We start from the raw sequence: 22476 nt of genomic DNA on the forward strand, positions 1-22476 counted from the left end.
CTCAATATCTGCCCTGCGCGACGAAATCACGCGCAGCCTGCGAAAATCTAATCAAAATAATGACAGAAAAGAAGGGGACCGCAGCAGAATACACGGCCGATGGGATAGCGAGCGACTCTGTGACAGATCCGAGTTCAATCTCATCTATCACCTGAGAGGTTCCGAGCCACGTCAGCAGACCGAAGAAGACCACCGTCAGAAAGCAGGAAAAGCAGAAACAAATCTTGCGAACTTTCTTCGGTAGATGATTATATACAAAGGTCATGGCTAGATTCGCATTCTGGCGGAAGGCCAAGGATGTTCCCGCCATCACGAGCCACACGAAGAGGTTAACCGTCACTTCCTCGGTAAACGAAAGCGGATAAACAATAACATAGCGAGTCATCACGTTTACGAAGGTGATCGAAACCATTATAAAAAGGACAACCGCGCCCACGATCTCTTCAAAGTAGGCGAAGAATTTTTTCAACATAACGCTGCTCCTTTCACGTTGAAAGTGTACCGGAACAGAAAAGTTGCGCTGTCGAGAAAACGCTCAGTTAAGTGGGGAGCGCTTTTGCGCGCTCCCCTTTCTGTATGAAATACCGAGAGAACTACTTCTTGGCGACGGCGGCCATATCTGCGACTGCCTGATCCATGATCTGAGGGAACTTGCTGTACCACTCGTCGCGAACCGGCTTTGCCAGAGCGGCGAAGGCGGCGGTCTGCTCCGGAGTCAGCTTGGTGACGACCATTCCGACCTTGGCGAGTTCTTTATACCAGTCGGTAACTTCGGGCAACTTGTTCATCTTGGCAAGGTAATCATAGGCCCAGCCGTCGTCAAGGCCAATCCGGGCAAGGGCAATCTGGAATTTCGCGGCTTCCTTGGCCGCCTCCTCGATGATTGCCTGATCTTCCTTAGTGAAGGACTTCCAGACGCCAGGGTTCACCGAGAACAATGTGGGATCAATTACACAGTGCCAGTCTAGCATGTACTTGTTGTACTCGTAGACTTTTACGGGGTAGAAGGTGTTGATTGGGTTCTCCTGGCCGTCGACGACGCCCTGCTGCAGGGCGGTCATCGTGTCGGACCAGTTCATGGCGATGGGATTGGCTCCCATAGCTTTGTAGGTGTCGAGGAACAGTTTGGAGCCAACGACGCGGAGTTTCAACCCTTTGAAATCCTCCGGGGTGTGGATCTCCCTTTTCGAGTTGGTTAACTCGCGGAATCCGTTTTCGCCGTAAGCGAGAACTTTAACGCCCTTGAGTTCCACGGCAGTCTTGATCATGGCGCCGCTTTTGCCGCCTGTGATGGCGTCCATCGCGGCATAGCGATCGGGCTGCTCCGCCACGAAGAAGGGCATAGCGAAAAGATTCAGCTCCACCACCTGAGGAGACCAGTTGATCGAGGACTGACAGGCAAAGTCGATAGCCCCGTTGCGGATCATCATAAAGGCGTTGGTCTGCTTGCCGGTAGTCAACTGAGCGTTGGGATAGACCTTAATGTTGACGCGCCCGTCCGTCCTGGTACGAACCAGATCCGCAAAGTATTGCGCTCCCTGCCCCCAGGCGGTGGTAATGCTGGGAACGATATCAAGTTTGTACTCGCTTTTGTAGGCTGCCATAGCAGGAACGGTAATGCCAACAGCCAGGAGTGCCAACAACACTGCTGCAAACTTTTTCATAAAATACCCTCCTCACATTATTTTGAGCATGGATTAAGCTCTCAAAAGAGCTTGAAAACGCCTTGCAATACTCGGAACATTGCATCCATTTACTTAAGCATGCCAGTGATCATAATAAAAATCACTTTCACGCTATGTCTCTAAGAACACTAGAACATTTTCCTGATGCCAGCCACGATCTTCTCCGGCGAAAGGCGGTAGGCCTGCTCCAGCGTGCGAGCGAACGGAACCGGAGTAAAGGGAGCTCCGAAACGAAGGATCGGCGCGTCAAGCATTCCGATGGCTTCTTCAGCAACGGTAGCGGCGATTTCACCGCCAAAACCGCCATGCTTCACAGCTTCATGGACAATACAGAGGCGACTAGTCTTCGTAACGGACTCAAGAACCATTTCCTTATCCCAGGGAACGATCGTACGAAGGTCGATCAACTCAACGCTGATACCTTCCTTTTCTGCCAGTTTAACGACTTCCTGGCACGTAGTGTGCAAACAGTGAGACCAAGAAACCACCGTCACATCCGTACCGACTTTATCAATTCGGCCTTTGCCAATAGGAACGTAAAAATCGCTGTCTTCCGGGACTTCGCCTTTGGTGCTGAAGAGGGCTTTGTGCTCAAAGTAGATAACGGGGTTGTCATCACGAATCGCAGATTTCAAGAGTCCTTTCGCATCGGCGGGATTGGAGGGGGAAACAATCTTCAACCCAGGAATATGTGCAAAAATCCCCTCAACCATTTGAGAATGCTGTGCGGCAGCCTGGCTGATCAATCCATCAGGAGCGCGGAGGACCATGGGAACAGTCTTTTGAGCTCCGAACATGTAATGAACTTTAGCCATTTGGTTGAACACCTCGTCGCCGCAGACGAGCATAAAATCGGCAAAATGCATATCGGCAACGGGACGCATACCCGCAAGAGCAGCCCCGACGGCAGCACCGACGATCGCCGTTTCACTGATCGGCGTGTCGCGGACTCTATCGGTGCCGAAGCGTCCCGGGAGTTCCTTGAATTGGCCGAAAATGCCTCCTTGACGGGCGATGTCCTCTCCCATGACGAATACGGAGGGGTCACGCTCCATCTCTTCGATCATGGCCTCTTGAGTTGCCTGAGAAAAAGTGATGGTCTTCATGGCTGACGAGCCTCCTTATACGTAGAGATCCTCATAAATCGCTTCAGGCGATGGCTCCGGACTTTCCTTGGCAAACTTCAGTGCCTCGGCAATTTCCTGTTCCGCCTGCTTATAGACGGCATCGAGATCAGCCTGGGTCAAGGCTCCGGCCTTCAAAACCTTTTCCTCAAAACGGGTGATCGGGTTGTTGGTCTCGAATTCGTGCTGAACTTCCTCTTTTGTGCGGTATTTCTCGGGGTCACCCACGAAGTGTCCCTTGATTCGATACGTCTTGCACTCCAAGAGGGCGGGACCTTTCCCCGCGCGGATATCTGCGACAATGTCCTTCGCGGCCTCATACACAGCTAAAACATCGTTTCCGTCCACAACATAGCCGGGAATGGAGTATCCCTGGCAACGATCGGCAATGTTTTCTACGGATGTGGTGGTTCTGTAAGGAGTCGTGGAAGCCCACTGGTTCATTTCACAAACGAATAACACTGGCAGCTGCCAGATGGCCGCCATGTTCAGAGCCTCGTGAAAAGTGCCGCGATTGGAAGCGCCATCGCCGAAGAACACAACGGAAACCTTGTCTTCGCCAGAAAGTTTTGTGGCCAATCCAGCGCCAACTGCTAAAGTGTAGCCGCCGCCCACAATGCCGTTAGCCCCGAGCATGCCAATGCTAAAATCCGCGATGTGCATAGAACCACCCTTGCCTTTGCAGTAGCCCGTAGCTTTGCCAAAGATTTCGGCCATCATGCGTTTTAGATCGGCTCCTTTGGCGATTGTATGGCCATGGCCGCGATGGGTACTTTCGATGTAATCGCGATTAGTTAGATTTGCCATAATACCAGCAGCAATGGCTTCTTCGCCGATGTAGAGGTGCACGAACCCAGGGATCTCACCCGCAAGGAAATGAGATTCGACCGTCTGTTCAAAAAGCCGGATGGTTACCATCTTTCCGTAGAGCTCCGTCAACAGTTTTTTGCTATACTTCCTCACAGGAACCGTCGGTTCCTTATGAATGGCAAGCGCACTCATCCAAACAACCTCCCTAACGATTTTTTGACTCCTCTCGGTGAAGTGGACTCCATCGCGAGGTGAAGTACCCCCCTTGAGCCTCTGTTTTCTCACGTTCCATCAGGAAATCAGCACGTGCTTCGCAAAAACCATGTGGGCGTGCATCTGCCGCTTGGCCTCTTCCGAGTCCCCCTTTCGCAGGGCATCAAGTATTTTCACGTGCCCTTCCAGTGCCTCCAGCATCTGGGGTTTGTTGCGCAAAATGACCCCGCCGGGGGCGAGAAAGCGCTCTCGAGCGCTTTTAAGCGTATCTCTCAGCAGCTGATTGCCGTAAAGACTTGCCAGATAGTCATGAAATTCCACGTCGCTCTCAAGGAAAGCCGACGAATTGCCGGCGGCTGCGAGCCCCTCCTGAGAATCGACCATCGCCTGCAGCTTCGCGCATTGTTCGCCGCTCAGAGGAAGACTGAGATTCTGAATGACGAACTCCTCCACAGCCATACGTAACTCCACGATCTCCACAGCTTCGACTATCGAGATCTCGTTGACCATAGAACCTTTATGCGAAAATCCCTTCATGAATCCCTCCATAACTAGCCTCTGAAGAGCTTCACGTACAGGAGTTCGGCTCATGCCAAGCTCATCGCCGAGACTTTTCTCCGAAGGGGTGGATTCCGACGTTAAATCTCCTTGAAGAATCATTTCTTTGATTCTTTTGTACGCAATATCCCTTTTTGTAGTGAGCAATATTTCCCCTCCTTCAATGGTGTGGCATAACGTAAAATCTCCTTATTTAAAGAACGACTTCCCATTTACGTGAGTGGAGCATCATAAAATTCCGGTAGTATTTTTGCAGTATACCAAGAAAATACCGCTTTATGTTTGAATAATATCAAAATTACCACTCTTTGTCAAATACAATAATTAACATGTATAAAAATGATGGTTCTTTTCTTAAACTCACCATTTCACGAGGATCTGACAAATAGATAACGCACATTGCAAATAAAAAACTAATTAAAAAGCGCCGCGTTTACACACAGTCGTGTTACAAAAAACACATGACACGTAACCCTATACAGTTTTCAACACATCTTTTGCCGCAGAGCAAATTCTTCATCGCTCACCATAAAAAGACTGTTGGGGCGTCTGCCCCAAAAACGACATTATACCGATTTCTCACTAAAGGATTGAACTTTGCGGCGCTCCGAGGGAAAACAACAAAGCGAGCTGCGCAGACCGTACAGCGGTCGAGGCAGTCCGATCGGTTGGACTGTCTCGGGGCCCCTCGTAATTCGGTCTTTCGCCCGAGAAAGAGCATGAGACAGACTCTTTTCGTTCACAAAAAAAATCTTCCTCCGAAGAGGAAGATTTTTTTCGTACCGTTTAAATTCTAAATTGCATCAGGCGCTTTGTTTTTCGCTGGAATGCATGGTCCTGATTCCCGCGATGGACATGGCGATCCCCAGAACGATGAGGATAACCGCCAAGCAGGAAAGCAGATAGTTGGGCTGAGCGACCGCGAACCGCTCCTTCACCTCGATGATCAGCGAGAAGACCGTCGTTACAAGCATGAACCAGAAGGGAGCATACACAAAAGTATGCTTCTTTTTGAGGCCAAGCTTGACCCAGGCCGCGATGCTCAGAAGGCTCAGAGCGGCGACCATTTGGTTGGCGGCGCCGAAAATCGGCCAGATCGCCAGCCACGCCGCGATCACCTTGCCGCTCACATCGTGAGTCTTGGTGTAGACCAGGCAAAGAGCGAGGACGATAACGAAAATCGTCGCAGGATACATGCTGACTTTGCCGCCGGTAATCTCCTGGACTTGATAGCGGGCCAGACGAGTCGCCGTATCAAGAGAAGTCAGCAGGAAGCTGTTGATGGCAATGGCGCCCAAACGGGCACCGAACGTGGCGTCAAGTCCCACAAGCGTCGAGAACTTACCGAAACCCAACGAGAAAATCTGCACGGGAGAAAGTCCCTTTGCGCCTTCAAGGCCAAGCACCATCAGCGTACCGATGGAGATGACGGCCACCAGACCTTCGATCAGCATGGCGCCGTAGCCGACAAGAACGGCATCCTTCTCCTTGCGGAGCTGCTTGGACGTCGTGCCGCTGCCGACGAGGCTATGGAAACCGGAAATGGCGCCGCAGGCAACCAGGACGAACATGGCAGGCCACATGGCGCTGGAAGAGAAACCGAAGTAGCGGACGTTGGCAGCCACTACGGAAACGGTCTTGGAATCAAGCGCACTGCCGGCGAACATGCCGTACGCGCCGATGGCCACGGCAAAATACAGGAAGTAAGAGGCAAGGTAATCGCGGGGCTGAAGGAGCATCCACACCGGCAGGATGGAAGCAAAGAAAATATAAACGCCGAGGAACGCGTTCCAGAAGTTGATGTCATGGGCAAAAACGGTGTTGATCAGCCAAGGGGCCGTCTCGGCGTTCACCTTGACGCAGCCGCCGACGATCAAAGCGAGCATGACGATCGTGACAACCCAGAGAGGAACATGCCAGCGATAAATCATGAAGCCGGCGATAATCGCCAATATGATATAAAGAGAGCTGACAAACGCAACGACAGGATCAGCCGCAAACGTGCCGGCGGACATGACCAGGAAGACGGCGACGACAAGGATCAGCGTGAGGATGGTAAAACTCAGGAAAAGGAATTTCCCCGTTTTGCCGATCCATTTTTCAACGACCGCGCCGATCGACTGGCCGTCGTGGCGAAGAGAAGCAACCAGGGCGCCCATGTCGTGAGGTCCGCCGAGGAAGGTCGAACCGATGACGCACCATAAAATCGTAGGCAGCCAGCCAAACTTCATGGCTGCGGCGATGGGCCCCGTGATGGGTCCAGCGCCGGCAATCGAAGCAAAGTGGTGCCCCAGCAAGACGGCCGGATGGGCAGGACAATAGTCGATCCCATCTTCGAACTTGACAGCAGGAGTCTCGTTCGTGTCGGAAAGGCCGTACACATTCGCCATAAAGCGCCCATAAACGATGTAGCCGATGATAAATATGACAGCAGAAATACCAAACATCATTGGGAACAGCATATAAAACACACCTCCATACAATTTTTGCGCCCTTTCGTCTTGGGCGTTTTTCTATCGTGAACCGGGAGGACCTGCTTCCCCACCGGCACTCACCCCATGAGATTCCGTCGCCCCTGTGTTTTATCCCGGCGATTCCCCCTTATGAGCCAAGGCATATTTGTGCGCCGCGTCGATGAGCTGGGTAAGATCGGTCAGTCTTTTCAATGAATCTCCCAGAGGGGTATACTGATAGACCTCGACAAAGCCGTTGAATCCCATTCGGAACGATTTGCTTCTCGAAGTGGTATTCCCTTCTGGGCGGACAAAAATATAGCGTTGAAGCATCAAGCCTTTTTGGTGCCTGGCATTTTTAAACAGACACTCAAGGTCCCCATCCTCATATTTCCAGATAATATAATCATCAGCTTTATACCGCCCCACCTCGCCCAGCAGCCCCGCTTTTATGAAATCGACCCGACGATAAACTCCCGACGCGCTGCCACTTTGCCATGGCACAAAACGCCAGTCGTCCCAATAAATTTTTCCACCCGTTAAGTAGGACATATCGATCATCTCGGGCACTCTCCTGCACGATATGGTATCCATTCGACTGCATACAGCGTATTTTATCCATCTAACTTTTCAAATCTTACCACAAAAGCAAAACGCCGTATACAAGCAACTTTTCTCTTTTGGGGGTTGCAAAAATTGCACAGAGCATTTATAATCTCATACGTTGCAAACAAAAAGGGCGATTAGCTCAGTGGAAGAGCGCTTCCTTCACACGGAAGAGGTCACAGGTTCGAACCCTGTATCGCCCACCATATGGAACCAGCAAATCCGTGAGACGAATCGTCTTGCGGATTTTTTTATTCTCCGAGCCGCTGTTATCGCGGCTTCAGTATAGCATATTAATACATAAAAATCGACATGCCGGACCGCGCAAAAGTTTTAATATTCCGTGCGCCTCATGTGCTGCCCATAAAACGAACGAATTGGGCTCTCTCCTTACTTTATTATACTGGGGCAGGATTCTCCAGATCCGCGCCAACCCCTACAACATCATCGACCGGCACCGAAAAAATCGTGCTTTTCTCCGGAGATTTCTCCGCCAGGGTTCTGCTGACGGCGGACATGATCTTCGCTTTCTCTTCGCGTTGGACCAGTATCGCCAAGATTTCCATCTCATCATACAGCTTCAGCCCAAAAAAACTTTCCGTAGTTTCGTCGCCCACAGCGCGGGCCTTCATCACGGTCCCCCCGCGCGCGCCAGCGTTCCGAGCGGATTTCATGATCGAATCGACGAAACCATCTTCTGTGCTGACAATGATCAATTCATATTTGTTTTCGTTAGTCTTATACATGACGCGCTCCTCGTTTTTTTTCTCACGAACGGCTGACAGGTAACGACGCGGTATTCCCCGGTTCACGGATGAAAGCGGGATGGTAAAAAGGATCCCTCGCCCGGCGTTGCGAAGCTGCATGGCGTCCGAGATCTGGGTGATGAGGGCGGGGATCCAGGAGCGCGGGGTCAAGCCGAACACAACGACTTTTTCCTTTTCGCCGATGCCCAGGATGTCCAAGATCTCGGTGCTCGCCGTTCCCCTCCCCCAGCAGGAAAGCGTCAGGGAAACGTTTTTTCCTTTGAAGAAATTTGTGGCCTGGACCGCTTTGGTTCGGTCAACGATCGTGACCATGAGTTCCATTACGGGCAATTTCTCAGTCATTATAGGCAAGCTCCTCCGGAGTGTACTCGATAATAACGAAGTTGTCGTAGACCTTACTGACCGGCGGCTGTTTGGCAGCGGCCTTCAGACGCATGTTATACAACACGCCAAGAATCTGGATCGAAATGAGCGGCGTCATCGCCACCATGGCAACGACGCCAAACGCGTCCGTCAGGATGGAACCGCCCGCGCCTTCGCACGCGCCCATGGCCAAAGGCAGAAGAAACGTCGCCGTCATGGGACCGCTGGCAACGCCGCCGGAGTCGAAGGCGATCCCGGTAAAAATAGGGGGAACGAAAAAAGTCAAAACGAGCGCCAGCGCGTAACCCGGAATGATGATCCAGTAAATGGACAGTCCCGTAATCGCGCGCAACATCGCAAACGCAACGGAGCAGGCCACGCCGCAGGCCAAACTGACATGCATGGCTCGTTGCGAGATGGTGCCGCCGGTAATCTCTTCGACCTGCTTGTTCAGAACGTGGACGGCCGGCTCCGCGTCGACCACATAATAACCGATAATCAGTCCGAGGGGCAACAGCAGCCATCTGTACTCGGACATGGCCAGCGACTTGCCGATGAAGTGCCCGGCCGGCATGAAGCCGACGTTGACGCCGGTAAGGAAAAGCACGAGCCCGATAAACGTATAGGCGACCCCCACGACGATGCGGATCAGAGAGCCACGGCGGAAAAGGGCAAAGATCCCTTGAAAAACGACAAAAAAAGCGACAACGGGCGTCAAGGCGAGCGAGACCTCTTTCAAATAAGCGGGAATTCTCACAAAGAAGCTTTCGGCAATGTCGATCGAAGTCATCTTGTCCATCGGCACAATCGTTTGGGATGCCTCCGTTGTCTGGGGATCATAGATCATCCCCAGGAGCATCACCGTCAAGATGGGGCCGACGCTGCAGAGAGACACGAGACCGAAGCTGTCCTCCTGAGACGATTCATCGTGGCGCATCGACGCCATGCCGACGCCGAGAGAGATGATAAACGGGACGGTGATCGGTCCCGTCGTGACGCCGCCGGCGTCAAAAGCGACGGGGATAAACGACTGCGGCGTAAAGTACGCGAGAAGGAAAACCACCCCATACAGAAACAACAAAACGTGGGCGAGATCGATCTTCAACAGAGGGCGAAGCATCGCGATGACAAGAAAAACGCCGACACCGCCGGCAACCGTGATGATCAGCGTAAAATCCGAAACCGCCGGCACCTGCCCGGCCAATACCTGCAGATCCGGCTCGGCGATCGTCGTGATCAGGCCGAGCAAAAAACAGACGGGCACGGCAAAGGAGAGTTTGCGCAGCAGAGTGATCTGCTTTCCGACGCCCTCCCCCATCGGCATCATGGCCATGTCCGCGCCGAGAGAAAAAAATCCCATCCCCACGATCAAAAGCACCGCGCCGACAAGAAAAAGCATCAGTATCTCCGCAGGCATGGGGACGATCAATGCGCTCAGAGCGACGACCAAGAGAGAAATAGGCGTAACCGACTTGAGCGCCTCGCCGACCTTCCCCTTCAACTTATTCAATGCCTTCAGCCTCCCTGAAACGCTGCCGCACACGGCAGCTTTGTATTTTTGACAAAAGTGTCCCTTTTAAAAACTCGAACCTTGCGGCGTTCCGAGAGAGCCGCAAAGCGACACACACAGTATAACAAAAAAACCTCGCCGCAAGCGAGGTTTCTCGAGAAATTCAATCAACTGACAGTCAAATGGTGGGCCCACCAGGGTTCGAACCTGGAACCTCCCGGTTATGAGCCGGCAGCTCTACCCTTGAGCTATGGGCCCTCTTCAGATCATGCAGCCAGACGACGAACGTTATTCAACCGCAATACACGAAACCGGACAGCTTTTCACAGCCTGTTCCACCGCTGCATTGCCTTCCTGGCGAATGACTTTCGCCACACCGCGCTCCTCGTCGAGAGAAAAAACGTCCGGCGCGATTTGCACGCAGACGCCGCAGCCAATGCACTTCTCCGTATCTAGGGTCACAAACATGAGCCAGTCCCCTTCCCACGACGCACAATTATAACCAGCGCCACGACATGAGTCAACCCATCATCCACCCGGAGTTCAGAAGAGCGAAACGCGCTCTTCGCCATGCAAAGAGAGCCTCAGCAAAGCTTTATATTCGCCGACGGCTTTTTCCTCCGGCTCGTCCACGGCGATAAACACGCCCATACCGACCAATTCCGCGCGAAATTCATGCACGACCTGAACCATTCCGGCAGCAGTGCTGCCGCCGTGCATGAAGTCGTCGATCAGAAGCACTTTGTCGCCGGGCGAAAGGACTTTCGTCCCCATATACATTGAGCGGACTTCGCCGCTCTGCGTCGGATAATGCACGCAGACGGCCGGCCCATCGCTGGCGCGGTTTCGAAAGCGGCACACCGCCAGAGGCACGCCCAAAGCCCTGGCCGTCGCCAGTCCAAGGGGGATCCCTTTCACCTCCGAGGTCATGATCAGAGAGGGATGAAGATCTTTGAAATCCGAAGCGAAAGCCAATCCCAAGACGTCCGTATAAACCGGATTGAAGAGGATGTCCGCATAATAGATCAGCCCTCCCGGCAGCAAACGACTGGGAGCGGAAAGGATTTTCGCGACGTTCTTCAAAAACTCTTCGCGGCGTTCCGAGGACAACGCGGGGACGAGAAAAGCCCCGCCGGTACGGCCGCGATCTACGACCAGACGGCCGTACCCTTCCCGCGTCAGGGCGTCGTTCACCATGGACACGTCGTCGCTGATCACCGTCTTCGAAACTCCGAACTCATTGGCCAGACCGGTCAGTGAAATCTGACATGACGGGGAAGAAAGAAATTTGGAAGTTATACGAATAAGCCGTTCCGTACGCTGACCTTTCATGTCGTGTCACACCTTTTCTTTTTCGATCGATTCAAAAAACAAGCACGTCCTCCACCCAGGGCAACGCGGTGCTGAAACCGCGAAAGTCGTTCTTATTCCACAAGGCAAAGGCAGAGCTGCCGCTGCCGCTGATTCCCCAGGCGATGGCCCCGGTCCGATAAAAATCGGCAAAAAGCGCTCGATATTCGCCGCGTTCCCTTAAAAGCAGATCGGAAAAATCGTTCGGCAGCAGGCCGCAGAACTCTCCGCGCACAAGCCGGTCAAAAACTTGACGCGCTTCCGAGCACGCCCGCTCGCTCGTGCTTTTCCATTCGTCATGAAAATATTCGTCCAGTCTGGCAAACATATCGGCCGTCACACAACGCCACGTCGGTATGGCGACGACGACTCGCCATTGGGCTGGGGAGGCCTGCAGCGGCGAGAGTTTTTCCCCCGCCCCCCGCGCAAGCGCCGCAGAAACCCGGCTGAGCAGAAACGGAACGTCGGCGCCGATCTCCGCAGCGAATCGTCCCACGGGATACCCCGCCGACGCCAGATAATCCAAAAGCGCGGCGGCGTCGCCGCTGCCGCCGCCCAGCCCCGTTCCCGGCGGCACTCTTTTCTCGAGGCACATGTCCAGCGGCGGTACGGCGATGCCCGCAGCACGGATCCTGTCCAGCGCTTTCAAAAGAATATTGCGTCCCTGGATGCCTGACTTTGTCCGGCTAAAAATTACCCTTACATTATCCTCTACGTCCTCATTAATTGTCAAGCAATCGACCGGCCCGATTTTGAAAAAGACGGAGCACAGGTCATGATAACCGGATTGCAGCCTGCCCACAACTCGCAAAGACAGATTTATCTTGGCCCAGCAGTTCCGAAATTCCACCTCGATCAGCCTCCTGCACGCTGCGACAAAAAAAGAGGCCGGAGCCTCTTTTTGAAATAATCAGCGCCTCTTCATTCCGGAGAAGACTCTGCTTTTTAGTCTTTTTTCAAGAGAATTCTCTTTTCGCCGACGCGCCGCGTGATCCCTCTTCCGTCCATGTACTCAAGGACAGGCAGGACGAACTTGCGGCTGCTGCCCGTCAAATCCCGCACTTGCGCCAGCGTGAACCCTCCCTCGATCCGGCTCAGCCGGGCCAGAAGCGGATTGAGAATCTCGACCGCGAGGACAAACGTCCCTTCAAGAACGACGACTTCATTGTTCTTTTTCAGCTGATCCAGCAGTTTTCTAAAATCTCCGGCCGTCATGTTCAGGTTTTTCGGCAAAGCCTCGATTTCCGGCAGCTGAAAACCGCACCTGGAACAATGATCCAGCAGTTTTTTCCGCGCCTCGCTGTACGCAGAATCGTCGACGGCTGCAAACTTCGGCAGCGCCAGCACGTCTCCGTCAACTCTGAACCGGCTCTGCTCGACGGCCTTTTCCAGGATCAGGCGGCCGATTTTCCGTTCCGACTCAGAGAAGACCTGATTGATCAGCGATTCCGGCGCGATCCCGCGCTGGTGCGGATAAGCGGCATGGAACGCCTTCGCTGCGGCACGAAGTTTTTCCACGGCGTTCCGATAGCTTTCCGCCGAAAAGATCATGCCGTCGCCGACGTGGAGACGCACCAATTTGCCGCCGCTTTCCAGCTTCTCGAGGACCGCGGCAAGGTCCTGACGGCGCTCTTGCGCCTGCACCATGAGTTCGCTCATGGAAAGGCTCCCCTCGAAGTTCACGATCGCGCCGACCCGTTCCTCGCGGGTCAACGTCCCGCTGAGCGCGACCAGACGGTCGCGTTCCGATTCGCGGCGTTTCCTGCCCGAGGGGCGGCTCGCATAGGGGACGAGCACTTCTCCGCCGCCGATCGTCCGCAGCGGGCTGTAAAAGCGGATCACAAAGCGCTGCCCCAGCGAAGCGACCACCGGCTCTTCCAGAACCAGCTGAACGGGGGCGGTCTGACCGGGACGGAGATTTTTTTCGTCGAGCAGGGAAACTCTGGCCAGGACGTCGGACGTGCCGATGTGAAGCCGGACGCGCTGCCAATGTTCCAGAGGTTCGGGAACGAAGCCGAGCAGTTTGAGCATCACGTCAAGACACGATGTCGCTTTGTAGACGCCGTCCGCGCAGACGACGTCGCCGTGCCGGATCTCATTCAGATCGAGATCGTTCAGGCACATGGCGACGCGCTGTCCGGCATAGGCGGACTCGACGGTTTTCCCGTGGACCTGCACCGAGCGCACGCGCGATCTCCGCCCGGAAGGATAGACTTCGATCTCCTCGCCGGGAGCAATGCTCCCTTTGTAGGCCGTACCGGTGACGACCGTGCCGAATCCCGCCACGGGAAACGCTCGGTCGATCGGCATGAAGTAAGCGCCGCTGCGCTCCCGCGGCTTTACCTGATCCACCAGACGCTCCAGCGCGCGCCGTAATTCGTCGATGCCGGCGCCGGTCACCGAAGAGACGCTCACGACCGGGCAGCCCTCGAGGAACGTGCCGGCCGTCAGAGTGCGGACGTCCTCTTCGACGAGTGCGAGCATCTCTTCGTCGACCAGATCCTTTTTCGTGATGGCGACGATGCCGTGCTGAACGCCAAGCAGGCACAGGATGTCCAGATGTTCCCGCGTCTGCGGCATCACGCCTTCGTCCGCAGCGACGACCAGCATGACCGCGTCGACGCCGGAAGCTCCCGACACCATCTGCCGGATGAAACGGTCATGACCGGGAACGTCGATCAGGCTGATCACGCGCTCGCTGGGCAGGACCAGCGGCGCGAATCCCAGTTCGATCGTGATGCCGCGTTTTTTCTCTTCGCCCAAACGATCGCAGTCGATTCCCGTCAGAGCTTTGACCAACTGCGTTTTGCCATGGTCGATGTGCCCCGCGGTTCCGACCACGAGCGAAATTTCGCGCCGGCTCATCGTTCCGTCACCAGAGCTTCTCTCAGCGAATTCATCAAGACGCTCTCGTTCTCGGCCGGGAGCGTGCGCATATGGAGCAAAAGCTCATTGCTGCGCGCTCCGGCGACGACGGGCAGAGTACAGCGGCGCAGGCGTTCCTGCAGAATGCCGGCGTTTAAATTCTCGTTGGCCGGAAGCAGCGAAACCGCCCAGCCCGGCAGCGGACGTTCCGGATAAGCGCCGCCGCCGACCGCGTCTTCGACCGGCACGACTTTCGTCTGCAGACAGAAATCGGCCAGTTCGGCATCGATCCTTTTTTTCAACCGGACGGCGCGGGCTTTCAGTTCGTCCGCGGGAACGGCGATCATGCCGAGCGAAGGAATCTTTTTCCAGTCGCCGCGAAGATAGAGGCGAAGCGTCGCTTCCATGGCCGCCAGCGTCATTTTGTCGCAGCGCAGAGCGCGCAGCAGCGGGTATTTGCGGATCCGGTCGACGATCTCTTTCTTGCCGACGATGGCGCCGATCTGCGGACCGCCGAGAAGCTTGTCGCCCGAAAAAGTGACGACATCGACGCCGGCTTTCAGACACTCGTTCACGGTCGGCTCGCCCTCGAGCCCCAGCGTCTGAGCGTCCACAAGAATGCCGCTTCCCAGATCCTCCACCATCATCAGTCCCTTAGCGTGGGCCAGTTCGGCCAGATCCTCCCGAAGCGGCAGGGACACGTACCCCGTGATGCGGAAATTCGACGGATGGACTTTGAGCAGCATCGCTGTCTCTTCGCCGATCGCGTTTTCGTAATCCTTCAGATGAGTGCGGTTCGTGCAGCCGACCTCCACCAGGCGGGTCCCCGCGAAACTCATGATGTCGGGGATGCGGAACGAGCCGCCGATCTCCACCAGCTCCCCGCGGGACACGACCGCTTCCTTTTTGCCGGCCAGCGCGGCGAGCACCAGCAGCACCGCGCCCGCGTTGTTGTTCACGACGAGCGCGGCTTCGGCTCCCGTCAGCTGGCAAAGGAGCCATTCCACGTGGAAATTTCTCTGCCCGCGCGCGCCGCTTTCGAGATTGTACTCGAGCGTGCTGTACCCGCAGGCGGCGGCGCGCGCCGCCTCGGCCGCTTCGGCGGAAAGGCAGGAGCGTCCGAGATTCGTGTGCACCACGACGCCGGTGCAATTCAGCACGGGACGCAGACTGGGACGCAGCCGGCGTTTCAACTCCTGACGCAGTTCCGCAAAAAAAACGTCGTCGTCAAAATTCAGCACCTCTCTGTCGAGGATCATGTCGCGCCAGCGTTCCAGAGCGTCGCGGCACAGATGCTTGAGACTGTCGCGGTCGATAATGCCGCCGAATTCGCCCAAGCGGCCGTCGGTGAGGATTTTTTCCATGGAAGGGAGTGAACGCATCAACTCCTGGACGGACTCGACCTTACGCTGCTTCTTAACCAATATGAACACGCTCCCACAGTAAATTTCGAGTAGCATTTTCAACCTTGAATGCTATAATCATTATTGTTGTCATTTATTATCTCACGAATATCGGAATTGGAGGAAAAAAGATGATTCAAATCGATGCCAGAGGCAAAGCCTGCCCCGAACCCGTGATCATGACCAAGAACGCCGTCGCCGACAATCCTGACGCCGTCGCCGTGCGCGTGGACAACGTCCCGGCCACGCAGAACGTCTCGCGCTTCTTCGAAAGCAGGGGCTACAAAGCCGTTGTCAGCGGAGAAGGCACAGATTTCACCGTGACCGGCACCCGCGACGGTTCGCTGCCGGCCCCCGCAGCCTGCGGCGGCAATCTCGTGCCGTCGGCCAAGCTGAAGAACGCCGTTTTCATCGCTCACAGCAGGATCGGCGGCGACGATCCGGAGCTTGGCGAAGTGCTGATGAAAGCCTTCCTCGGCACGCTGGTGCAGTACGACGAAAACGAACGCCCGTCAGTCATCGCCCTGATGAACGAGGGCGTCACGCTTGCGGAGCGGGGCACGTCCAGCGCCGAAACGCTTCGCGATTATGTGGCGCGGGGCGGCACGGTGCTTGTCTGCGGGACCTGCCTGAAGCACTTCGGCCTGATGGAAAAAGTCGGAGTCGGGATCGTCTCCAACATGTTCGAGATCGTTTCCACTTTGCTTGCCTGCAATACTCTTTCTCTATAAATTCCCAACTGCAAATCTAAAAATGATGGAAGCTCTTCTGAGAATGAGGAGCTTCCATATTTTTTATCTACAGGAAAGCGTCAAGACGCCCGCATCGGCCGTCCGGAGCCGCATAACAGACCTCGCAGTGCAGCAGAAATCCCGTTCGCTCCAGGACTTTCCGCCGGACGTGTCTGATCAGCGCGAAAACATCCGCCGAGGACGCCCGTCCGCGGTTGACGATAAAGTTGGCATGGCGCACGCTGAGCTCCGCGTCGCCGATACGAGCGCCTTTCAGCCCCGTCTGCTCGATCACCATGCCCGGCGGCCCGTACGCTTCGTAAAGCCGGGGCTCGTTGCTGAACACCGAACCGCAGTTGGGCAGGTCCAATGGGAACTTTTCCCGGCGTTCCCTCAGAATGTCCAGCATCTTTCGGCGCACTTCACCGGGCGTGCTTTGTTGAAGTTCCAATTCCACGCCGAGAACGATGCTCTTCTTTTCCTGAAAGACCGAATGACGGTAGGAGAAATCACACTCCGCAGCAGAGACGGCGGCGATATTCCCCTGCCCGTCCAAAATGTCCACGCGGACCACGGCGTCTCCGATGCTCTGCCTCAGGCTGCCGCCGTTCATATAAAGCAGTCCGCCGAGATTGCCAGGGATGCCCACGATATGTTCGAGTCCCGTCAGGCCACGCCCGGCGCATGCCCGCGCCAGCATCGGCGCCCAGATCCCGGCTTCCGCCCTGACCCTCGAGCCGGAAAAGCGGCAACGGCTCATCCTGCTGCCCAACTTTATGATGACGCCGCGGTAACCGGCGTCGTCGAAAAGCATGTTGGAACCGTGACCGATGACAAGAAACGGAACGTTTGCTTCTCTGGCGATGCGCTGCGCCGCCGCAGCCTCCTCCGCGCTGCGCGGTTCGATCACATAATCCGCGGGGCCGCCGATCTTCCAGTGGCACAGGTTCCGCAGCGGCACTCCGTTTCTCCAGATCAATCCCGAGTCAGTCAGGGTTTCGGCGAGTGTGTTGGCCATATTTCCTCTTTTCTCCTCCCGAAGCGAATGACGTGCTTAATTTTTTTCGTTTCACAGAAAATTCCTGCCGGTTCCTTTTCGGCGGGCGGATCAGGCAGCGCTCGTCCCAGCCGATCAGGTCGTCGCGGCCGGCTTTGTGCAGAGCTTCCGCCACAAGGTCGCGATTTTCGGGCTTTCGATACTGAAGCAGCGCGCGCTGCAGGGCTTTTTCGTGGCCGCCGCGGGGAACGTACAGCTTTTCGCCCGTCGTCGGGTCGAGCCCCGTATAGAACATGCAGGTCGAGAGGCTGCCCGGCGTCGGGATAAAATCCTGCACCTGCTCCGGCGTAAAATGCTGGTCGCGCAGGAACTCCGCCAGTTCGACCGCGTCCTTCAGCGTACATCCCGGGTGGCTGGAAATCAGATACGGCAAGACGTACTGTTCTTTTCCCGCGCGCCGCGTCGCCTCTTCGAAGAGCTTTTTAAAGCGCACGTACTCTTCGATGGGCGGCTTGCCCATCAAACGCAGCACGCGCAGGCTGGCATGCTCCGGCGCCACGCGCAGCTGCCCGGAGACGTGATGGCGGCACAGCGCCTCGATAAACTTTTTCCCCTCGGGATCGGCGAGGATATAATCATACCGCAGTCCCGAACGGAGAAAAACTTTTTTCACGCCGGGAACGGCTCTCAGTTTTTCGAGCAGCCGGATGAATTCGCGATGAGTCGCGTGCAGATGCGGGCACGGCTTCGGCGAAAGGCACTGCCGGTGGCGGCAGCAGCCGCGGCGCAGCTGAGCCTCGCAGGCGGGCGCGCGGAAGTTCCCCGTCGGGCCGCCGACGTCGTGAATGTAGCCTTTGAATTTCGGGTGGCGCGTCATCTCGCGGGCTTCCCGCAGGATCGAAGCTTCGCTCCGCGCCTGAACGATGCGCCCCTGGTGGGCGTGGATCGCGCAGAAAGCGCAGCTGCCGAAGCATCCGCGCGTGCTGTTGATGCTGAAGCGCACCTCTTCAATGGCGGGGATGCCGCCGCGGGCGTCGTACATGGGATGGGCTTCGCGGGTAAACGGCAGCTCGTTGACCAGATCGAACTCTGCCGTCGTCAGCGGGCGCATGGGCTTGTTCTGCACCATGTAGCGGTCGCCGACTTTTTGCGCCACCGCCGTGCCGCAGATGGGATCCTGCTCCAGGCTTTGCAGGCGGAACGCTTCGGCATAAGCCGTCTTGTCGGCCGCGACCGCCTCGTAGGACGGGATTTCCACGCAGCCCTCCGGTTTGGACCTTTTCATCACGCAGGTGCCCGGCACCGAGTCGATTTCACGCGCCGGCACGCCCGCCTCGAGCCGGGCGGCGATTTCTTTCAGCTGAAGTTCGCCCATACCGTAAATCAGAAGATCCGCTTTGCAGTCGGCAAGCATCGGCCGACGCACCTTGTCCGACCAGTAGTCGTAATGGCTGAAACGGCGCATGCTGGCCTCGATGCCGCCGACGATCAACGGCTTCGTCCCCCAGATCTCGCGGACGCGGTTGCAGTAGACGATCGTGGCCCGGTCGGGCCGATGTCCGGCTTCGCCGTTGGGCGAATAGGCGTCGCGCCCCCGCTTGTTGCGCGAGGCGGTCAGCTTGTTCAGCATGGAATCGAGGTTGCCCGCCGAGACGAAGACGGCCAGCCGCGGCTCCCCCATCGCTTCGAAATCGCGGCGGCTGCGCCAGTCGGGCTGGGCGATCACGCCGATGCGATAGCCCAGGTACTCCATCCAGCGGGCGATCAGTCCGTTGGCAAACGTCGGGTGGTCCACGTAAGCGTCGCCGGTGACAAACAAGAAGTCCAATTGTTCCCAGCCGCGGCGCTCCATGTCGTGCCGGCAGACCGGCAAAAAATCGTTCATTCCCATGGTCTCTTTACCGTTCCAAATCCATCAGTTCCGCCCAGATCGAATTGCCGACGCGCATTCCCCGCGGCGAAACAGCCACTCGGCCTTCGCCCCATAAAAAATCCGGCTCCGGCAAGGAATGCAGGCGCTCCGTTATCGCGTCGAGCCACCTTTTGCCATAGCGCGCGGCAAACTCCTCGAAATGGATGCCTTCGCTCGTGCGCAGCGCCAGTACCGCCGCCTCCGAGGCCTCTTCGGCGCCGGACAGTTCCTCGCGAAATTCCACGGGGCTTTGGCCGTCCTCGATCCGCTCCGCCCAGAGCTCCAAGCTGCGGCAGTTGGCGAAGCGGACGCCGTCCAGGAAGCCCCAGGCGGCGGGCCCGGCGGCATATACGTCGCTGCGCTTCCAATAGGCTTGATTGTGCCGGCTTTCAAATCCCGGGACCGCAAAACTGGCGATCTCGTATTGTTTCAATCCTTGGCGCGGCAGATAATACTGCGCCCAACGGTACATCGGATAACCGTCGGGAAGCGCCGACGGCCGACGGCGCCCCCAGAAACTGCCGTCTTCGATCATGAGCTGGTAGACGGACAGGTGCGTCACGCCTTCGGCGACGAGTTTCGACATGTTTTCGTGCCAGCGCCTCAGCGTCTGGCGCGGCAGGCCGAAGATCAGATCGGCGCTGACGCGAAAACCTTTTTTCATGCAGAGTTCGAGAATCCTCAGCGCCTGCGCGCTGTCGTGCGGTCGGGCCAGCATCTTCAGTTCCCGATCGTCGAGGGACTGCACGCCCACGCTGACGCGAGTGACGCCAAAATCTTTCCAGAGCGCCAGTTTTTCCTCGTCGACGCTCTCGGGATTGGCTTCGACCGTGAACTCGCAGGCGGGCTCCCGCGGCATCGTGCCCAGCGCACCGAGCAGTCCGCGCCAAAGAGACGACGGCAGATACGACGGCGTGCCGCCGCCGACGTAGACCGTTGAAAAACGTTCTCCTTCCGACACCCCGCGACGTATCGTTCCCAGTTCCGCGGCGACGCACGCCAGCCACCGTTCCATCTGCCCGCTTCGCGGCGCAAAGCTGTAAAACGCGCAGTACGGGCACTTGGAACGGCAGAAAGGCACGTGGACGTAAAGCGAAAGGCGGCGTTTATCTGCCATCCTCTTCATCGTTCACGTCGAGGAACGAAAGGAACGCTTCCGGCGGGATGGAAACTTTGCCGATCTGCTTCAGGCGTTCCTTGCCCTTCTTCTGCTTTTCGAGCAGCTTGTTCTTGCGCGAGATGTCGCCGCCGTAGCACTTGGCGAGCACATCCTTGCGCAGCGCGCGCACGTTGGTGCGCACGATCACCTTTTTGCCGATCGAAGCCTGGATCGGCACCTCGAACAGCTGGTTGGGGATCAGCGTTTTCAGCTTCATGGCCGAAGCGTGGCCGCGGTGATAGGCGTCGTCGACGTGGCAGATGAACGAGAACGCGTCGATCGGCTCCTGATTGATGAGCATGTCCACCTTGACCAGATTCGAGGCCCGGAAGCCGATGTGCTCGTAATCGAGAGACGCATAGCCGCGCGTCAGCGACTGCAGCTTGTCGTAGAATTCCACGATGAACTCGGCCAGCGGCAGATCGTAGACCAGCCGCGCCCGCTCGGGCGTGATGTAGTCGAGGTTGATATAGACGCCGCGTTTGTCCTGGCAGAGCTGCATGACCTTGCCCACGTAGTCCTTGGGCGTGTAGACCGTCAGGCGGATCATCGGCTCCAGGACTTCCTGGATCTCTCCTTCCGGAGGAAAATCGCTGGGACGGTGCGCTTCGACGACTTCGCCGTCTTTTTTGACGACGCGGTACACCACGTTGGGCGCCGTGGCGACGAGACGGACGTCGAACTCGCGTTCGAGCCGCTCGCGCGAGATGTCCATATGCAGCAGCCCCAAAAAGCCGCAGCGGAATCCGAAGCCGAGAGCCGTCGAAGTCTCGGGATCGTAAGTCAGCGAGGCGTCGTTCAGCTTCAGTTTCTCCAAAGCGTCGCGCAGCTGCGGGAAGTCGTCGCGCTCGACCGGATAAAAGCCGCAATAGACCACCGATTTCACCGCCTGGTAACCGGGCAGCGCCTTTTCCGCCGGCCGGGCGACGCTCGTCACGGTATCGCCGACGCGCGCTTCGTCAAGCGTCTTGATGCTCGCCGTAAAGTATCCGACTTCCCCCACCCCGAGCGCGTCGACCGGCGTCCAGCCCGGTGAAAAGACGCCCACCTCTTCGACCGCATAGGAAGCCCCCGTCGCCATCATCTTCACCGTGTCGCCGGGGCGCATGGCGCCGTTCATGATGCGGACGTAGCAGACGATGCCCCGGTAGTTGTCGTAAACGGCGTCGAAGATCAGCGCCTGCAGCGGGGCGCCCTCGCTCCCCCGCGGCGCGGGAACGCGAGCGACGACCTGCTCCAAAATGTCCCGGATGCCGGTGCCTTCCTTGGCGCTGCAGCACACGGCCTCCGAAGCGTCGATGCCGATCACGTCCTCGATCTCGCGGCGGATTTCCTCCGGGCGCGCCGAGGGCAGATCGATTTTGTTCAGAACCGGGAGCACCGTCAGATCGTGATCGACCGCCTTGTAAGCGTTCGCCAGCGTCTGCGCCTGCACCCCCTGCGTGGAATCCACGACGAGCAGCGCGCCCTCGCAGGCCGCCAGAGAGCGCGACACTTCGTAGCCGAAATCGACGTGCCCCGGCGTGTCGATCAGGTTCAGCACGTACGCCTGCCCGTCGGCGGCACGATACTCCATGCGCACGGGGACGGATTTGATGGTGATGCCCCGCTCCCGTTCGATCGCCATGTTGTCGAGGATCTGCTCCTTCATGTTTCTTTTGGCGATCGTTCCCGTCGATTCCAGCAGCCGGTCGGCAATCGTAGACTTGCCGTGGTCGATATGAGCGATAATTGAAAAGTTGCGTATTTTTCGAGGATCGGCTGTCACAAAAATCGTCCTTCCTTCGTGCGTGATACAAAAATTGCGATTTCTGATCTGCAAGCTAGTATACACGATTTTCCGGCCGGCACAAAGTCTTTTTGATTCGACGCTTTCGAGTGCCGATCCATCTCGAAAAAGTTAAAAACTTTCGCGAAAGAGCCCTTTCTCTGTTATTATTTGTGGAAGAGGTTTCAAGGCTCGCGCAACG

At 56.6% G+C, this 22476-nt stretch carries 19 protein-coding genes and 2 tRNA genes; 2 read left to right on the forward strand and 19 right to left on the reverse strand.

Annotated elements, in window-relative coordinates:
- Position 1: 1 nt before the first annotated feature.
- From B0D78_RS01130 to B0D78_RS01160, 7 genes are all read right to left on the reverse strand, one after another.
- Positions 2-472, reverse strand: a complete 471-nt coding sequence (locus tag B0D78_RS01130; protein ID WP_078015149.1) for a TRAP transporter small permease — start codon at positions 470-472, stop codon at positions 2-4.
- A 121-nt stretch (positions 473-593) separates the two neighbouring features.
- Positions 594-1664, reverse strand: coding sequence for a DctP family TRAP transporter solute-binding subunit (locus B0D78_RS01135; protein ID WP_078015150.1), 1071 nt, complete (start codon positions 1662-1664; stop codon positions 594-596).
- Positions 1665-1813: 149 nt separating this feature from the next.
- On the reverse strand, positions 1814-2791 hold the full coding sequence (locus tag B0D78_RS01140) for an alpha-ketoacid dehydrogenase subunit beta (RefSeq protein ID WP_078015151.1): 978 nt from the start codon (positions 2789-2791) through the stop codon (positions 1814-1816).
- Between the two features lie 15 nt (positions 2792-2806).
- The gene (locus B0D78_RS01145; protein WP_078015152.1) at positions 2807-3811 is read right to left on the reverse strand and encodes a thiamine pyrophosphate-dependent dehydrogenase E1 component subunit alpha; all 1005 of its coding nucleotides are present in this window, start codon (positions 3809-3811) and stop codon (positions 2807-2809) included.
- A 99-nt stretch (positions 3812-3910) separates the two neighbouring features.
- Positions 3911-4537 (reverse strand): GntR family transcriptional regulator, encoded by a 627-nt coding sequence (locus B0D78_RS01150; protein WP_078015153.1) that lies wholly within the window; start codon positions 4535-4537, stop codon positions 3911-3913.
- A 656-nt stretch (positions 4538-5193) separates the two neighbouring features.
- Entirely contained in the window at positions 5194-6852 is a 1659-nt protein-coding gene (locus B0D78_RS01155; protein WP_078015154.1) for a carbon starvation CstA family protein, read from the reverse strand.
- 120 nt (positions 6853-6972) lie between these two features.
- Positions 6973-7404 (reverse strand): hypothetical protein, encoded by a 432-nt coding sequence (locus B0D78_RS01160; protein WP_078015155.1) that lies wholly within the window; start codon positions 7402-7404, stop codon positions 6973-6975.
- Positions 7405-7580: 176 nt separating this feature from the next.
- On the opposite strand from B0D78_RS01160, the gene B0D78_RS01165 reads away from it, so the two are divergent.
- Positions 7581-7655: transfer RNA gene (locus B0D78_RS01165), tRNA-Val, on the forward strand.
- 192 nt (positions 7656-7847) lie between these two features.
- Here the strand turns inward: B0D78_RS01165 and B0D78_RS01170 are convergent.
- From B0D78_RS01170 to selA, 8 genes are all read right to left on the reverse strand, one after another.
- Positions 7848-8558 carry a hypothetical protein gene (locus tag B0D78_RS01170; RefSeq protein WP_078015156.1) on the reverse strand — a complete coding sequence of 237 codons (711 nt, stop codon included), beginning with the start codon at positions 8556-8558 and terminating at the stop codon, positions 7848-7850.
- Positions 8551-10089, reverse strand: a complete 1539-nt coding sequence (locus tag B0D78_RS01175; RefSeq protein WP_240496078.1) for a DUF1538 domain-containing protein — start codon at positions 10087-10089, stop codon at positions 8551-8553. The genes B0D78_RS01170 and B0D78_RS01175 overlap by 8 nt, the downstream gene beginning before the upstream one ends.
- 183 nt (positions 10090-10272) lie before the next feature.
- Positions 10273-10347 (reverse strand) — tRNA-Ile (locus B0D78_RS01180).
- 30 nt (positions 10348-10377) lie between these two features.
- Positions 10378-10557 carry a ferredoxin gene (locus B0D78_RS01185; protein WP_078015158.1) on the reverse strand — a complete coding sequence of 60 codons (180 nt, stop codon included), beginning with the start codon at positions 10555-10557 and terminating at the stop codon, positions 10378-10380.
- A 75-nt stretch (positions 10558-10632) separates the two neighbouring features.
- On the reverse strand, positions 10633-11421 hold the full coding sequence (locus B0D78_RS01190; RefSeq protein ID WP_078015159.1) for a phosphoribosyltransferase family protein: 789 nt from the start codon (positions 11419-11421) through the stop codon (positions 10633-10635).
- Between the two features lie 31 nt (positions 11422-11452).
- On the reverse strand, positions 11453-12088 hold the full coding sequence (locus B0D78_RS01195; protein WP_078015160.1) for a GHMP family kinase ATP-binding protein: 636 nt from the start codon (positions 12086-12088) through the stop codon (positions 11453-11455).
- A 296-nt stretch (positions 12089-12384) separates the two neighbouring features.
- Entirely contained in the window at positions 12385-14304 is a 1920-nt protein-coding gene (selB, locus tag B0D78_RS01200) for a selenocysteine-specific translation elongation factor (RefSeq protein WP_078015161.1), read from the reverse strand.
- Positions 14301-15686: an L-seryl-tRNA(Sec) selenium transferase gene (selA, locus tag B0D78_RS01205; protein ID WP_078015162.1), complete on the reverse strand. Its 1386-nt coding sequence runs from the start codon at positions 15684-15686 to the stop codon at positions 14301-14303. The genes selB and selA overlap by 4 nt, the downstream gene beginning before the upstream one ends.
- 152 nt (positions 15687-15838) lie before the next feature.
- Here selA and yedF point away from each other — a divergent pair, with 152 nt between their 5' ends.
- Positions 15839-16438, forward strand: a complete 600-nt coding sequence (gene yedF, locus B0D78_RS01210) for a sulfurtransferase-like selenium metabolism protein YedF (protein WP_078015163.1) — start codon at positions 15839-15841, stop codon at positions 16436-16438.
- Positions 16439-16505: 67 nt separating this feature from the next.
- Here the strand turns inward: yedF and murB are convergent, their stop codons facing one another.
- From murB to lepA, 4 genes are read right to left on the reverse strand one after another with little or no spacing between them, the layout of a single operon-like run.
- Entirely contained in the window at positions 16506-17456 is a 951-nt protein-coding gene (murB, locus tag B0D78_RS01215; protein WP_078015164.1) for a UDP-N-acetylmuramate dehydrogenase, read from the reverse strand.
- Entirely contained in the window at positions 17425-19320 is a 1896-nt protein-coding gene (locus B0D78_RS01220) for a YgiQ family radical SAM protein (RefSeq protein ID WP_078015165.1), read from the reverse strand. Before B0D78_RS01220 ends, murB begins: the two co-directional genes overlap by 32 nt.
- A 13-nt stretch (positions 19321-19333) precedes the next feature.
- On the reverse strand, positions 19334-20464 hold the full coding sequence (hemW, locus tag B0D78_RS01225) for a radical SAM family heme chaperone HemW (protein ID WP_240496080.1): 1131 nt from the start codon (positions 20462-20464) through the stop codon (positions 19334-19336).
- A complete protein-coding gene (lepA, locus tag B0D78_RS01230; RefSeq protein ID WP_078015167.1) occupies positions 20454-22274 on the reverse strand; it encodes a translation elongation factor 4 in 1821 nt (606 codons plus the stop codon). The genes hemW and lepA overlap by 11 nt, the downstream gene beginning before the upstream one ends.
- Positions 22275-22476 lie beyond the last annotated feature (202 nt).

Origin of the sequence: Pyramidobacter sp. C12-8 (assembly GCF_002007215.1) — a bacterium.
Lineage (GTDB): Bacteria > Synergistota > Synergistia > Synergistales > Dethiosulfovibrionaceae > Pyramidobacter.